This window comes from Lacrimispora sp. (assembly GCF_032078915.1).
Taxonomy (GTDB): Bacteria; Bacillota; Clostridia; order Lachnospirales; family Lachnospiraceae; genus Lacrimispora.
This window is the reverse complement of record NZ_DAMAUN010000002.1, coordinates 123,361-139,614: the sequence shown is the minus strand read 5'-3', so window position 1 is coordinate 139,614 and position 16,254 is coordinate 123,361. Positions and strand designations below refer to the sequence as shown.

The following is a 16,254-nucleotide window of genomic DNA, read 5'->3' as shown; positions in this document are numbered from 1 at the left end:
GGATTTCGGGGCTATGGCACGATGGTGTCTCAAATATAATGTATCAAAGAAAGGGGATTTATTATGAAAAAAGATCTTGGGAAAGTAGTAGGGGTGCTATTGATTGGGGTTATGGTCATGGGTATGTTGTCAGGGTGTGGGGCAAAAAACAAGGAAACCGGAAACAAATCTAATACCGGCAATACACAGGTATCGGATGGCGGTAACGAATCTGGTAAGATAATTGAAATCAATTTTCCTACCTCCTGGGTTGGAGTAAGTTCAAGTACAGAATGGTTTAATGATCGTTTAAGTGCATTTAATGAACAATATTCGGATAAATATAAGGTTGTAGTAGAAGAGATTGCCGGTGATCAGGCTTATGTGGATAAATTAAAAGTTTTATACTCCTCCAAATCCTTACCGGATGTAATTAGTACAGGAGGTTACAACTTAATCGATTCTATGAAAGATCAACTGGTTGACTTAACGCCTTTTGTGGACGATCAATGGAAAAACTCTACCAGTGAAGTATGCTGGGATGTAAATTCAAGAGACGGACATATCTATGGAATTCCGTATTCCAGACAGGTGATTGGATATTTCTATAATAAAGAGCTTTTTGAAAAAGCGGGAATCAATGAACCGGCAAAAACCTGGGATGAATTCTTTGTTCAGTGTGACAAATTATTGGCAGCAGGTATTGCGCCAGTATCAATGGATACTGCAGATTCAGGCTGGCTGACTTCATTATTATTGGGTGCCATGATTGCTTCTAATGATGAAGGCGAAAAGTTTATGAATACGTCACTTCCTAAAAACTATAACACCCAGGAATTCATAGATGCGGCCGGAATGATTCAAAAATTGTTTCAGAAATATACGACTCAGGATGCAATTGGGGGAAAATATGAGAATGGTGCAAGTAACTTCTTTATGGAACAGACAGCAATGATAGCAAATGGACCTTGGATGGTTAGTGATTTCTATGATACTTCCATGGTAGAAGAAGGTTTTGCTGACAAGATAGGAACAGCAATGTTCCCGGGAGATGTAATGTATAACAGTGGAAAGATCGGTTTTAATCTTGCATCCAAATCAGAAGAACAATTAAAAGCTTCTCTTGAATTTGTTAAATTTATGACATCTGCGGAAAGCCAACAAAAAATGCTGGAAATGACAGGAGAAATTCCGGCTGAGATTCATGTAACTTCCGATACCATTTATCCGCTTGTAAATGATGTTGTGGCAAATGGTAACCAGGCAGCTAGAAATATTAATGATTTTCAAAGCTTATGGTATGCCAACGTAGTTGATGAGATTAGCATTCAATATCCACTGCTTGCCCAGGGACAAATAACTCCGGAAGAATTTGCAGCCGCTTTAACCAAAACTGCAGAGAAAAATTAATTGACAATATCAACTCTTTCCTCTGCCGTTACCGGCAGGGGAGGGAAGAATAGAGGTGACAGAGATTGCGTGTTAAAAAAAGTATGATGGTATGTTTCTTATTACCTTGTATCCTGCTATTTGCTTTAATTTATCTAATACCCATGGGAATTGTATTTGTAACCTCATTCTTTGAGTGGAAATCAGGCGGAGTTTTTCATTTTGTTGGTCTTCATAATTATATTGAGGCCTTTGTAAATGATACCAGAATGCATCAGGCATTAAAAAACACTGGAATATGGGCTTTGCTCCAATCAACTGTCCACGTAGGAATAGGTACCATTACCGCATTAATACTATCCCGTAAAATAAAAGGCTGGAAGATCTTTCGAACTATATTCATGATACCCAATGTTATATCAGCAGCTGCCTTAGGGGTTATCTTTTTAAATGTATTTAACCCCAAATATGGACTGCTTAATTCCATGATCAGTACTTTAGCCGGTAATGAGTTTTCTAAAAATTGGTACTTTGATCAGAACTCAGCATTTCTTACCGTGACCTGGAGCTGGTTGTTGTATGCTGGTCTGGTTATGATACTTGTTCTGGCAGGTGTCATGTCTGTTCCTGATGAAGTAATGGAGGCGGCGAGAATCGACGGGGCCTCCGGTTTACAAATTGATTTTAAAATAAGGCTGCCGTTGGTACGGACAATTCTTGGAACTTGCGTAATTATATCAGCAACCAGTATGCTAAGAGAATTTGAATTGATTTATTTAACTACCAATGGCGGACCTGGCGATACTACCCTTAATCTGCCTCTATATCTATATAAAACCTCTTTGACAGATAATAATTATGGATATGCCAATATGATGGGGGTTTTATTGATTATCTTAGGAATCTTTGCTGTTTTTGCAATTAATAAATTGTTCCGTATGAGTGAGTCTGATTATTAATAAAAAGGATAGGAGAATAAGAATGAAGATTACAGTAATAGGTGGTGGAGGAGTTCGCTCGATGTTTCTTGCAAAGAGCCTGTCTCAAAATGCGAAAAGATTAGGAATCACTGATCTTGTATTCATGGATAATAATGAGAAAAAATTAAATATTTATGGAAAGATGGCAAGAGAAGTTGCAAAAAGAATTGATCCTTCTCTTATATTTACTCTCACAACCGATCCTGTCGAAGCAGTAACAGATGCCGACTATGTCATTACTACCATACGTGTTGGAGAAGATGACATGAGAGTTAAAGATGAAAGAATAGCCCTTTCCTATCATTTGTTAGGGCAGGAGACAACAGGTGCGGCAGGTTTCTCATTTGCAATGCGTTCCGTTCCTGCTTTGGTAAAATACTGTGAGCTGATTAAAGAACATGCAAAAAAAGAGGTGAAAGTATTTAATTTTACCAATCCTGCAGGAGTGGTTTCCCAGACTTTAAGGGATATGGGATTTGATTTTACTTATGGAATCTGTGATGCACCCAGCGGTTTGCTGCATTCCTTTGCGAAACTGTATGGTGTCAGTCAGGATGAAATAACAGGAGAATGTTATGGACTAAATCATCTTTCCTTTTTTAAGAGCATTCAGTTAAATGGTAAAGAGATCATGACAGATCTGCTGGCAGATGATCGTGTTTATGAGTCTACTGATATGCGGTTTTTTGATAAAGAACTAGCTTTGCATTTGGGTTGTATCTTAAATGAATATTTATATTACTTTTATTATCGTGAGGAAGCCATATCCAATATTCTTGCAGCAAAAGTAACCAGAGGTGAAGTGATTAGAGACATTAATCTACATATGACTGAGGAATTATCTAAGATGGATATCGAAGGTGACTTTGATCATTGTTTAAAAGTATATGAACAATGGTATGACAGAAGAGAGAGCGCTTATATGGCTAATGAAACGGGGATTAAAAGCCATAAACCTCCTTTTAAGTTTGATATTAACGAGAAAGATAGTGGTGGCTATGCGGGAGTCGCTTTAAAATATATTGAAGCAGAATTATCTGGAGAGCCGAAAAATATGATTCTTTGCGTTCCTAACAATGGGGCGATTGAAGGATTAAAGGATACGGATGTGGTTGAAATCAGCTGTACCATTACCAGAGATGGTTATATTCCTCACAAGATCGAAGAACCGGGCGAACTTCAAATGGAGCTGATAAGAAGAGTAAAGTCTTATGAAAGAATGGCTTCTTCCGCCATTCGAAACCGGGATAAAAAGGAAGCTGTGGATTGTCTCATGCTGCATCCGCTGGTGAATTCTTATTCCCTGGCCAGGGCCTTAATGGAACAATACCTAAGTATCAATACAGAATATATTAAGGGGTGGAAGTAGAATGGAACACGTATCAGGAGTCGGAATGATCAATGTGGATATCCTTTATTCAGGAATTGAGAGAATTCCCAATGAAGGGGAAGAAATATATTCCAAGGAATTTGATATTCAGTTAGGTGGGGGGATTCCGGCAACTATGATTAACCTGGCACGCCTTGGAATTCCTACTGAGCTATGTACTTTCTTAGGAGATGATATGTTTTCTAATTATGCAAAAACCCAGTTAAAACACTATAATACATCCTATCATAATATTTACAATGGAAACGGTATGCCCCTGGCCATAACCTCTATAGTCACAACACAAAGAGATCGTACCTTTATCTCTTATCGTAATCACTTTACACTTAATGAAGAAGATCAGGATAAGATATACAATAAACTAAAAGGTGCAAAAATAGCAGATATGCAACTGGGGTATTTAGAAGTTTATAAGCGGTTAAAAGAAGATGGAACAATACTGGTTTTTGATGTGGGCTGGGAAGACGGGATGTCTTTAGAAAAATATTCAGAGTATCTTAAGCTTGCAGATTATTTTACGCCAAATCAGAAAGAAGCGCTAGAGATCACGAAAACAAAGAATTTGCAGGAGGCCGCGGATAAACTAAAAGAATATTTTGATCAGGTTATTATCAAACTTGACAAAAGCGGTTGTATGCTTGTAGAAGGTGATTCCACACATATCATTCCGCCCTTAGAGAATATTAAAGCGGTAGATGCCACAGGAGCAGGAGATGCATTTTTAAGCGGTTTTATTTATGGTTTATATCATGACTATGACATAAAAGATGCCATACTGTTTGGTAACATTACCGGCGGATTATGTGTAGAAGGGATCGGATGTTTAACACGTTATGTAAATGAAAAGGAATTATTGGAGATAGCAGATAAACATCGTAACAATATCAGGTGAAATAAACAGACGAAATAAATCATGAAACGGATTAAAAGAAAAGATAGAAAGGTGGACAATTTATGTGATTGTCCATCTTTTTTTGTGTGCCTAATGAGCCCAGTGTGTACACGTTCTATCGAATGCAAGTTTCCAAATCCGCCCGGCAATGGGAAGGCTGTCCATACGATACAGGAAAAAGCTTTTCCTGGAAAAGGCTAGTGCGATTCGGTTGCGAGCAAGTAAGACCGCGGGCTGCGAATATCCGCTTGGCTATCATGCTTGTAACAGACCAAGATTTGACAGCACCAAAATGCTGTGATATAATGATTGCGTTTCAGTAAAGGAGAGAATACTATGAACTTTTATTTGACCAATCAACTTGTTAAGAAACTCAACTCTGTACAATTCATGCCGGTGAAACATTGTACAGAGTATAGCGTATAGATGACGCAATAAGATTTCATCGGAAAGCAGGGCAATATTCATGCTGATACAGTTAGTATGCTATTGCTTCTTTCCGTGTGTAAATTTAGCGTATAAAAGGCTATGGGCAATGTTTTGTCCGTAGCCTTTTGCTTTTAAAATATCGGTTTGTATCGAACTGAGAGGCAGAAGGCAAATACACTTATGTGTATTGTCTTCTGCCTTTTTGCGTTTTTACACATGGTTGCTGGTTAAAAAACAGAAATGAAAGGACTTTGATTAACATGAGCTTACTAGAAATTAACGGATTATCACATTCTTTTGGAGATAATCTGCTTTACAAAAATGCGGAATTGACTCTCAACAAAGGCGAACATATTGGTATCGTTGGACAGAACGGAACCGGAAAAAGCACTTTGATTAAAATTTGCACCGAGCAGGTGATGCCGGATGCCGGACGAATTATCTGGCAGCCCAATATCTCTGTTGGTTATCTCGGCCAGTATGCGGAAATAGACCATAGCTTAACAATGAAAGAATTTTTAAAGACAGCCTTTTCAAGACTTTACGAGATTGAAAATGAAATGGGCGCATTATATGAGATGGCCGCAAACGGCGATATGAGATATTTGGAACGTGCAGCTAACCTTCAGGAAGAACTTGAAAGACATGATTTTTATTCGATTGATACACATATCGAACAAGTGGCAAACGGGTTGGGCCTGCTTGCTATTGGTCTTGCCCGTCCGATTGAGCAAATGAGCGGAGGCCAGCGTGCAAAGGTGATTTTAGCAAAATTACTTTTAGAAAAACCAGATGTTCTTTTGCTTGATGAACCAACAAACTTTTTAGATAAAGAACACATTACATGGCTTGCCGAATATTTATCCAAATTGGAAAATGCTTTTATGATAGTGTCACATGACTTTGCCTTTTTAGATAAGATCACAAATCGTATTTGTGATATAGACAATGATACCATTACAAAATATTATGGCACCTATTCAGAGTTTTTGAAAAAGAAAACTCTGCTGCGGGAAGATTATATCAGGCAATATTCAACACAACAAAAGGAAATCAAAAAGACAGAGGAGTTTATAAGAAAAAATATTGCCGGACGAAAATCAAAAATGGCAAGAGGCCGCCAGAAGCAGCTTGATCGCATGGAAAAAATGGATGCCTTGGCGCAGAAGGAAATAAAACCATATTTTTATTTTCCAGAATTACCTTTGACGAATACTGAGCATTTAGCAGTTAAACACTTAGCAATCGGCTACCATTACCCTGTATTATCTGATATTGATTTTAGTATAAAAGGCGGACAAAAGGTAGTGATTACCGGGTTTAACGGAATTGGAAAGTCAACGCTGTTAAAAACTCTGGTCGGGCAAATTCCGTCCATGAAAGGTTTATATCAATACTCTGAGCAAGTAACTCTTGGATATTTTGAACAGGATTTGTCATGGCCTGATGAAACAAGAACACCCATTCAGATTGTTTCAGATGCCTGTCCGAATCTGGTAATAAAAGATGTCAGAAAAAAATTAGCCAGATGTGGTATTTCGAGCAAGCACGCTATGCAATCAATTGGGACATTAAGCGGTGGAGAACAGGCAAAAGTAAAAATGTGTTTATTGGCATTAACACCGTGCAATTTTCTGATCATGGACGAACCGACAAATCATTTAGACGTTCAGGCAAAAGACTCCTTAAAAACAGCATTATCGGAATTTTCGGGGACTGTTTTACTGGTTTCACATGAAGAAGCATTTTATCATGATTGGGCCCAAAGGGTCATTGACATAGAGAAACGGTAAAAATTTTCTGTATATCCTAATCTGCCCGGCAGCTTTTTCTTTTCTGCTGCCGGGCAGAAAGTTTTCTGCGCTTATATTACTATTCACTTTTAATTTGAGAGATTCAATAGTGCAATTTTTGAAATATATAATTATTAGAGTGAAGGAAGAAATAGATTGTCCTTGGCTCTAGCCAACAGATCGCCCCATCTGGTATAATAAAATCACAAATAGAAAGGACGTGAACAGATGCAGAAAATGTTAGAAAAAACACCGGATATTCTATTGGCACGGGGTGCGAAGCTGGAGGAGGAATATAAAAAGGTATATCCCGAGCTGGCGCCCTTAGTAAAACAATGCTTTTTAAATACCATGGATACCACTGTAAAAAGACTGGAGGATAACAGCTTTTTTGTAATCACCGGGGATATTCCGGCTATGTGGCTGCGTGATTCAGCAGCGCAGGTAAAACCCTATATAAAATATGCCGGTAAGGACAGGGAGCTGAGTCAGATTATAAAGGGCATTATTCGAAAGCAGGCAGAGATGGTTTGTATCGATCCTTATGCGAATGCGTTTAATGAGAGCGCCAACGGTGCGGGACATAAAGATGATACAAAGTTAAATGACTCTGTATGGGAAAGAAAATACGAAGTGGATTCCTTATGTGCCCCTGTTTATCTTTCCTGGCAGTTCTGGAAAGAAACAGGAGAGACAGATATCTTTGATGAGAAGTATCTGGAGATGCTTCGCAATATTTTAGAAGTATTTACTGCGGAACAGCACCATGAGACATCTGAGTACTTTTTCCGAAGAACGGACTGCGTGGAAACCGATACGCTTCCTATGGAGGGAAAAGGGAATCCGGTCGTCTATACAGGGATGACCTGGTCTGGATTTCGCCCTTCGGATGACCGGTGTGTCTATGGGTATCTGATTCCTGCAAATATGATGGCAGTGACCGCGCTTACCTATGCAGAGGAAATATGCAGAACGGTTTATCAAAATGAGAAACTGGCCCGGAATTGCCAGAAACTCTCGGAGGAAATCAGAGAGGGTATCGAGAAATACGGAGTTGTCCATCACGAAAAGTACGGTGATATCTACGCCTATGAAACAGACGGTATGGGACATCATATTCTGATGGATGATGCAAATTCCCCCAGTCTTCTGGCTATTCCTTATCTGGGCTACAAAGATGCTTCGGATGAGATTTACCGGAACACCCGCAGATTCATCCTGTCAGAGGACAATCCTTATTTTTATTCCGGTACATACGCCCGGGGCATTGGAAGCCCGCATACACCAAAAGGTTTTATCTGGCACATCGGATTAACGATGCAGGCAATAACTTCCGCTGACAGGAATGAGATACAGGAATGTCTGAGAATGATAGCGGCTACCCATGCAGGTCATAACTATATGCATGAGTCCTTTAATCCGGATAGCCCGGAGGAATTTACCAGGGAATGGTTTGCCTGGGCTAATTCAATATTTGCAGAACTGCTGGATCAATTATCAATTCAAGGGTTCTGGTTCTGAACAATTATGGATGAATTATAATTATCTGCACCGGGAGGAATACCAGGAATGAAATTGGAATTGGTACATTCAAAGCCTATATTTATGCAGCTGGTCGTTTTTTCTCTCCTGATCAGTCTGATACCGACGTTGATCGTCGGTGCTTTTTTGTTCCGAATGCTGGAAAATATGGTGATGGGTGAGATGGAAGACTACCATGCCCAGATCACTTCCCAGTATACCAAAAATATAGAGGAAAAGCTGGAACAATACCAGAAGAGCTTACGATTTATTTCCAACAATACGATGATATTAAGCACGCTGGCAGATAAGAGTCAAAACCCTTATGCCAGGGGAGAGATTATCAGCGAAGAGGTAACAAAATCTCTGCTGTTGGAAAAAAAAAGCGAAATCAGAAACTGCATGGTTTACTCCATGGTGAAAGAGAATCCGGTATATGGAAACAGGGCTTCTATGATAGAAGAGGCGGGCAGGGAAATATGGTATCCAAAAAAACAATCGGTAGATGAGGGGTGGTTTTCATACTTTGTCCTGGGGGATGAAGAGCCTCTTTTATCTATAGTAAAAAAAGTAGAAAAACTAGACACGGATAGTCTGACCAGAACACAGCTGGGAATTGTAAAACTGGATGTTTACATGACAAAATTGTTTGCTCCGGCCGCTTTAATCCATAACAGCAATGCAGCCTATGATGTGATTGTATATAGCGGGGATTCCGAGATACTATATTCCACAAATGCAGATACTGCTCCGGTTTTGCAGGCATATTTGAAGAATCATGACAAAGAAAACCCAAAGAGCGGTTCCATTCAGGAAATCAACACCTACGTGGTCGAGCAGAAAGACTTAGACAGCTACGGGATGAAGCTTTTGTTCCTTTTTAACAATAAGGAAATACTGGAAAGAAGAGCTGAAATCCAGTGGCTGGTGCTTCCGTTGATAGGAGTTCTGATCCTGATCATCATCGGCTGTTCCTATGTGTACAGCAGAGGTTTTTCCTCCCGGATTGCCCTTCTGCTTCAGAAGTTCCGCACAGCAGAAACCGGAGATCTGACCATACAAGCTCCCATTAATGGAAAAGATGAGATTGCAGAACTGGATCACCAGTTTGATCATATGCTGCTTAAGCTGGATCAGCTGATTAAAAAGAATTATATCCAACAGCTGGAAAATAAGGAAAACCAGCTTCTGAACCTTCAGCTGCAGATTAATCCTCATTTTCTATATAATACATTGGAGACGATCAGTTCTATTGCAGCAGTGAAGCAGGTATTCGTGGTATGTGATATGTGTCAGAGGCTGGGGGAGATTTTCCGGTACAGCCTGGGAAAAGATTATGGTGAGATCGTAACACTGGAACAGGAACTGGCCCATATTAAGAACTATATTTTTATTCAAAAAATCAGGTATGGAAATCGTTTTGAGGTCTTCTACAATATTGAGGTGGATGACCAGAAGTACTACCTTCCCAGGTTTATTTTGCAGCCGATTGTGGAAAATGCGATCGTTCATGGTCTGGGTGAACTGACCAGCACAGGGACTTTTGAAATCTCCGCTTATGAAAATGAGGATATGCTCTGCATCTGTATTGAGGATGACGGAGTGGGCATGGACAGTCAGGGTGTGGAAGCGTTAAGCGCTTATATTAACAGCACCGAACCGGATAAAAAGAAGAATAAAAGCATAGGAATCAAGAATGTAAACCAGAGGATTAAATTGTCCTGTGGGGAACAGTATGGAATTATCATAAAAAGTCATCCGTATCAGGGCAGCCGGTTTACACTTCGTCTTCCTGTCGTCAAAGGAGGTGAGACGGATGAGACATAATTTACTGATTGTAGATGATGAAGAATTAATACGCCAGGGATTGCGGGCACGGCTGGAGTATTTAAAAATAGATACTTATGAAATATTTGAAGCAGCAAATGGTATGGCAGCCCTGGCGGCTGTAGAAAATCATCCGATTGATATCGTGATTACGGATATAAGGATGCCGGACATGGACGGGCTTACCCTGATTCATGAAATAAAAAAGCTTCAAAAAAACATGCAGTTTGTAGTCTTGAGCGGTTATGCAGAGTTTTCTTATGCAGAAACTGCAATCCGCCTGGGAGTAAAGGCTTATCTGTTGAAGCCTCTGTCCAATGAAGAACTGAAAAAGACGTTTAAGAAGCTATATCAGGATATGGAGCGGGATTCCAAAATCAGAAGTGCCATGTGGAGGCAGACGAGAATGGATCGGGAAAAGCAGGAATACCTTCAGGAAAAGGCAATCAATGCACTGCTTTTTGACACCTCAGCTGAAACCATGGATTATAAAGGCTTAAGTGAAGTCTGCGGAATAGATGCCGGTGACTGCGGCAGAGATGTGTTTATGATGCTGTCTGTTATCCATATCAGCGGGGAAACCTATGAAAATATGAAGTTTCGCAGGATGGATTGTGATCTAATACGGTTTTCTGTTCGAAATGTTTTCCTTGAACTGGAATCTTCCTGTGGAAAGCAGATTGTGAACAGCCTTTCTGACAATAATCAATTGTATGCTGTCTTTTTTATGGAGGACGAAAGGAGACTGAGGAATGAAGTGGAGCGTATTTTCCTTGAGATGAGGTCTGTTCTGGAAAAGAGGATGAATATTTATTTGACCTTAGGGGTGAGCAGATATACGCTTTTACTCGGAAGAAAATCAGCTTCAGAATCACTTGGAGCTTTGAAACAGAGAATCATTTATGGAGATTCCAATATATACTTCTATGAAGATACCGGGATCTTCAGCGAACAGAAATTTCCGGTTTCTCAGATTCATCTGCTGGATTCCTATTTGGAGAAAAATGAAATTCATAAGATAAAAAATCTTTTGGAGGAAATTTTTTCGGAAGAACTGATGCGTAAGTATGGTACGCCTTATTTGAGAATTATGTGGGTGCGGATTTTAAATGTAATTCTTAAATATTATGATAAGAAAAGAAAGGCCTCCAGCATGGAAAAGCTGTTAATGAGCTTTAATCTGCCGGATCAGATTCAGTCAGCTTCTGAAATCCAACAGCGTATTACCGATATCATTATGGAGTGCGTCCGTGCAGAAGCTGTGAACGACATGAATGCCAGGAGCAAAATCCAGATGGCGGTCCGGTATATTCAGGAACATTACAGTGAAAATATCGCAATCAATGATTTAGCAATGAGCTACGGTATGAGTCCAAATTATTTCTCGTCTATATTTAAAGCGGAGACCTCACAGTCTGCTGTGAATTATATTACGGAACTCAAGATCAAAAAGGCACAGGAACTGCTTGAGAATTCGGAACTCAGTGTGGTGGATATTGCAAAGCGGACCGGGTATGAAGACAGTCAGTATTTCTTCCGGGTATTCAAAAAACACACAGGCATGACTCCTCTTGGTTATCGGGAACAAAACAGGAGGTAAAAAGGAAACACCGTTAAATTATGTAGAATCTCTACTAAAAAACGGTGTTTTTTCTATTATGTCAACAGCATCAGGTTTTATGAATTCCATGTCAAACCTTGGAACCGCAGTTTCGGCCTTTACCATCGGTAGTAACTCTGTCTGCGTTAGTACTATGCGCCTGGCCCCATAGTCATAGGTAAATCACCGGACTTACGCACACCAGGTTTTCCAAAATCGTTTCTTTTTCGTAAAGCTTTGGAATAATTATGGTATCCTTTCCGAATTCTGTCACCGGAATCCGGTCATACAGATGACAGGTTAAGGTGGCTGAACCAGATTTCAGAGTGATGATATAATCTTCCGGCAGGACAGGAGTATATCCCGATTTTTTTGTCTGGTAAATAGAAAAATGAATCATGCCATCCTCCCTATGGATTTCCAGCAAAGGGCCTTTGCATACCCAGGTTTTTTGCGTGTGTATGGCATCTTCCAGTTCCTGGCTTACATCACCGCCTTTTTCACCCTGGATGTAGGTGGCGTAATGTCCGGAAAAAGAGCTGTTGCCATGCAGATCCATGCCGCAGGCAGCAGATAGTTTTTCACCGGAAAGCACCAGAGATTCCCAAAGCATCACAGCCTTTTCATTTACCTCATGAAGGGGTTCGGGATTATTGAAAATCTCGATAAAATCACAACAGGAATAGTCAGTAACAGTCATTACAAACCGGCATCCCTGAGCAAAAGGCCAGCCATAGGAAAAGGGATGTGCGATGCCTACCAGTGCACCTTTGGCGCGGGCAGCCAAAAAAAGCAGCTCTGGTTTGTGTTTGTTGATGTTTTCCCAGGGAACATACTCCTTTAAGTTCAGGCAGAGAATGTGCCCATAATAGGTTGTATATTCCATGCCCGGAATAAAAGATATGGGCAGGTGTATTTCTTCCAGAATTGCCTGGATTTTTTTATGTCCGGATATGGTATTGTGATCGGTGAGAGCAAAAGCGTCCACTTGATCGGCTGCCATAAGTTCCGTCAGTTCACGGCAGGTGCAGGAAGCATCCGATTCGTTGGTATGATTATGTAGTTCCAGTCTTTTATACATGTCAGGTTCCTCCTATTATCGTACCCGTACTGTCAGGGTGTAATCCGTGTTGTCAAGAAGCACGGAAAAAGCCAGAATTGTGACCTTTAAAACTCCTTCAATGGAGGCTTGCGGAATGCAGCCTTCTGTAGCTTCTTCAGGAGTAAAGTGCATATGCCTGGTGGTCAGCTGCCGGTGGATGCATCCAATGAATTCATCGTTTAGCATTGCCAGTGTATGAATCTCAGTTTTCATCTGTCCATAGATTGCCTCATCAAGTTCTTCCGGGGAAGATGGGGTTAAATCATAGGCTTTTTTGCAGTAATCAAGCAGCCTTTGTTTCAGCCCGGGAGTTATATCTTCGGGAGAAAAGTGCCGGGGCCCGAAGGAAAATTCGATATCCAGTTCTTCATAGGTTTCATCCAGGCAGACAGTATAGGAAATCTGACCCACAAAATCTTTTGACAGCTTTCCCTGGACCTGATAGACAGTTTTCAATTCATCCATAGTCGTATATCTCCATTTATATTTTTTATTGATTCCAGTCAAGAATAAGCAATCATTTTTCCAATGTCAAGCATTAGAGAACAATCGTAGAAATATCCAGTTTTTTTGAAAGTTGTGTGCATTATGAGAAAAACAATGTTTTGATATACTACATATATTGGAAGACAATTAAGAGGCCCGGGAGAAGGGCCGGAAAGGAAGCCGAATTTGGAGAAGAGAACTCTGTATAAAGAGGGAAGCTATAAAAAAGGGAACCTGCATACCCATTCCACCTGGTCGGATGGAGTGAATACTCCAGAGGAGGTGGCAAAACATTACCGCAGCAAAGGGTATGATTTTCTGGCAATCACGGATCACTGGGTATATGGAATCCATCCTGAGCTTTGCAGGGAAGATTTTCTGGTATTCCCGGGTACAGAACTGGATATAGAACTCCCTTCGAGAAAGGATCATCATCTGGTTGGGCTGGGCTTGCCGGAAACCAACGAAATCCCGGAAGGGTATACGTTTCTGGAGGAGCGAAAGAGAGATGCCTTAAGTACCCCAGAGAGGATCATAGAATATTTTGGACAGAAGGGAAATGTCACATTGTATGCACATCCGTACTGGTCAAAAGTAGACTCTGCCGATATTAAGTATCTGCAAGGCATGATAGGAATGGAAATCTATAATCATGGATCAGAATTTGAAACAAATAACGGCAACTCGGAAACGTACTTTGACCATTTTCTCTTCGTGAGAAACAGGATTAACTGTTTTGCCACAGATGATGCACATGATCTGGAAGAACATAGTCTGGGTGGTTTTGTTATGGTTAAAACAAGGGAATTTACTCACAGTGGGATCATGCAGGCATTAAAAGATGGCAGCTTTTTCGCGTCCGGCGGACCTCTGATCCAGGACTTTTATGTAAAAGATCAACAGGCAGTGGTAACCTGTGCAGCCTGTCAGGACATCTACTTTCAGGCACCTCACCGGGGCAGCCATCTGCACAGTGACGCAGAAAACTTAACAGAGGGGAAGTTTGAACTGAAAGGCGACGAGGAATATGTACGTGTGACGCTGAAGGATTCCCATGGGAAAAAGGCATGGAGTCAGCCTGTATGGCTCTGGTTGTAGGGGGGGGGGGCTAAAGATGCTGAAACTCGTAACATTCAATATAAGATGTGATTACGATCAGGATAAGGGCAACAGTTTCCGATATCGAAAATCACTGATCCTGAAACAAATTCAAAAGGAGAAACCGGATCTGATCTGTTTTCAGGAGGTGCTTTCTCATGTGGCAGCGTGGTTAAAGGATGTGTTAGATGATTATTATGTGGTGGGATGTGGGAGAAGTGAAACACTGGAGGACGAACAGGTTGCTGTGGCATACAAAAAGAAGCGGCTGAATCTGATCTCCATGGAAACTTTCTGGCTTTCTTTACAGCCTTACCGGCCTGCCAGCAGATATGAAGAACAGTCAATCTGTCCCCGGGTGTGTACGGAAACCTTGTTTGAAGATCTGGAGGAAAAACAAGTGTTCCGTCTTATAAATCTTCATCTGGACCATCAAGGGGTACAGGCAAGAATTCTGGGACTGAGGCAGGTACTTAAAAAGGCAGCGGAAGCCAAGCTGTTTCCCGAAGCACCTGTGATTCTGGCAGGCGATTTTAATACAGAGCCGGATGGCGAAGAGTTCCTAGAGATAAAGCAGCGTCCGGAGTATAAGAATATCACAGAAGGGATTGGAATTACTTATCACGGTTTTGAACCGGAAGATGAACCGGAACGTATCGACTATATTTTTATCAGAAACTCAAAAGGTGAAAGCACGGGCCTTAGATGCCGGTCTGTGGATAAATGGGAGGAGAGGGAAGATGGCGTATGGCTGTCGGACCACTATCCTGTCTGCGCTTTGCTGGAATGGATCTAATGAAAAAGTCATCAAAAAAGGGGGATATTTTATGCAATATGAGCCGCCAAAACAGCCGCTGGGAAAAAGGCTGCTTCGTTACTGGCCGCTGTATGTGATGCTTCTGCCTTGTATTATTTACTACATATTGATTTGCTATGTACCTATGGCAGGCTTGGTATTGGCCTTTAAGGATTATTCATTTAAGAAAGGAATCTGGGGAAGCCCATGGGTGGGACTTAGGTACTTTAAGACGTTCTTTTCCAGCTATGACGCTCCAAGACTGGTAAAAAACACATTAACCGTAGGCGTGATTAAATGTATTCTGGAATTTCCCTTTGCCATAATACTGGCACTGATGTTAAATGAGCTTCGCAGCATGAAGTTCAAGAAGGTTTCACAGACAATTACATATCTGCCTCACTTTCTGTCTTCGATTATCATCGTTACAATGCTGCAGAGAATTCTGGCTCCCAACACAGGTGTGCTGAATCAGGCAATTTCAGCATTGGGAGGAGATGGAAGTACGTTTTTCCTGATGGACGCAAAATATTTTTTTCGCATTCTGTTTTCCATGGATTTATGGAGGAATATCGGATGGGATTCCATCATCTATCTTGCGGCAATCAGTTCGGTAGACACTTCTCTGTACGAAGCGTCTGAGATGGATGGCTGCGGCAAGTTAAAAAAGATGTGGCATATTACACTGCCCAGTATACGCGGAACCATAGGCCTTCTGTTCATCATGGGAGTGGGGGGACTGCTTTCCTCCGGTGTAGAGCAAATCTGGCTTCTGCGCACGCCCGGCAACATGTCACTGGCAGATACTCTCGATGTCTTTGTACTTCGGACCGGTATTCAGGGCGGACAGTTTGGTTATGCGACTGCAATTGGCCTTATACAGGGACTTGTAGGCCTGGTACTGGTTGTAGTATGCAATAAACTCAGTAAGAAGGTTACTGAGATCGGACTTTGGTAAGAGTTTTATAACTA

General features: G+C 41.0%; 13 protein-coding genes. 11 read left to right on the top strand and 2 right to left on the bottom strand.

Annotated elements, in window-relative coordinates; all coding sequences use genetic code 11:
- The first annotated feature begins 63 nt into the window (after window positions 1–63).
- From RT269_RS01730 to RT269_RS01695, 8 genes are all read left to right on the top strand, one after another.
- Window positions 64–1,389: an ABC transporter substrate-binding protein gene (locus RT269_RS01730; RefSeq protein WP_313180279.1), complete on the top strand. Its 1,326-nt coding sequence runs from the start codon at window positions 64–66 to the stop codon at window positions 1,387–1,389.
- A 65-nt stretch (window positions 1,390–1,454) separates the two neighbouring features.
- A complete protein-coding gene (locus tag RT269_RS01725; protein ID WP_313180278.1) occupies window positions 1,455–2,327 on the top strand; it encodes a carbohydrate ABC transporter permease in 873 nt (290 codons plus the stop codon).
- Window positions 2,328–2,349: 22 nt separating this feature from the next.
- Window positions 2,350–3,717, top strand: coding sequence for a family 4 glycosyl hydrolase (locus RT269_RS01720; protein WP_313180277.1), 1,368 nt, complete (start codon window positions 2,350–2,352; stop codon window positions 3,715–3,717).
- Between the two features lies 1 nt (window position 3,718).
- A complete protein-coding gene (locus RT269_RS01715) occupies window positions 3,719–4,630 on the top strand; it encodes a carbohydrate kinase family protein (RefSeq protein WP_313180276.1) in 912 nt (303 codons plus the stop codon).
- 689 nt (window positions 4,631–5,319) lie between these two features.
- Window positions 5,320–6,852 (top strand): ABC-F family ATP-binding cassette domain-containing protein, encoded by a 1,533-nt coding sequence (locus tag RT269_RS01710; RefSeq protein ID WP_313180275.1) that lies wholly within the window; start codon window positions 5,320–5,322, stop codon window positions 6,850–6,852.
- Window positions 6,853–7,080: 228 nt separating this feature from the next.
- A complete protein-coding gene (locus RT269_RS01705) occupies window positions 7,081–8,373 on the top strand; it encodes a glycoside hydrolase family 125 protein (RefSeq protein WP_313180274.1) in 1,293 nt (430 codons plus the stop codon).
- 48 nt (window positions 8,374–8,421) lie between these two features.
- On the top strand, window positions 8,422–10,200 hold the full coding sequence (locus RT269_RS01700) for a sensor histidine kinase (protein WP_313180273.1): 1,779 nt from the start codon (window positions 8,422–8,424) through the stop codon (window positions 10,198–10,200).
- The gene (locus RT269_RS01695) at window positions 10,190–11,800 is read left to right on the top strand and encodes a response regulator (RefSeq protein ID WP_313180272.1); all 1,611 of its coding nucleotides are present in this window, start codon (window positions 10,190–10,192) and stop codon (window positions 11,798–11,800) included. Before RT269_RS01700 ends, RT269_RS01695 begins: the two co-directional genes overlap by 11 nt.
- Window positions 11,801–11,972: 172 nt before the next feature.
- On the opposite strand, the gene RT269_RS01690 is transcribed toward RT269_RS01695, so the two are convergent.
- The gene (locus RT269_RS01690) at window positions 11,973–12,881 is read right to left on the bottom strand and encodes a CehA/McbA family metallohydrolase (protein ID WP_313180271.1); all 909 of its coding nucleotides are present in this window, start codon (window positions 12,879–12,881) and stop codon (window positions 11,973–11,975) included.
- A gap of 15 nt (window positions 12,882–12,896) precedes the next feature.
- Complete coding sequence (locus RT269_RS01685) at window positions 12,897–13,367, bottom strand: DUF6669 family protein (RefSeq protein ID WP_313180270.1); 471 nt, start codon at window positions 13,365–13,367, stop codon at window positions 12,897–12,899.
- Window positions 13,368–13,574: 207 nt separating this feature from the next.
- On the opposite strand from RT269_RS01685, the gene RT269_RS01680 reads away from it, so the two are divergent.
- From RT269_RS01680 to RT269_RS01670, 3 genes are read left to right on the top strand one after another with little or no spacing between them, the layout of a single operon-like run.
- Window positions 13,575–14,486: a PHP domain-containing protein gene (locus RT269_RS01680; RefSeq protein WP_313180269.1), complete on the top strand. Its 912-nt coding sequence runs from the start codon at window positions 13,575–13,577 to the stop codon at window positions 14,484–14,486.
- Window positions 14,487–14,502: 16 nt separating this feature from the next.
- On the top strand, window positions 14,503–15,282 hold the full coding sequence (locus RT269_RS01675) for an endonuclease/exonuclease/phosphatase family protein (RefSeq protein WP_313180268.1): 780 nt from the start codon (window positions 14,503–14,505) through the stop codon (window positions 15,280–15,282).
- A complete protein-coding gene (locus RT269_RS01670; RefSeq protein ID WP_313180267.1) occupies window positions 15,227–16,240 on the top strand; it encodes an ABC transporter permease in 1,014 nt (337 codons plus the stop codon). Before RT269_RS01675 ends, RT269_RS01670 begins: the two co-directional genes overlap by 56 nt.
- Window positions 16,241–16,254 lie beyond the last annotated feature (14 nt).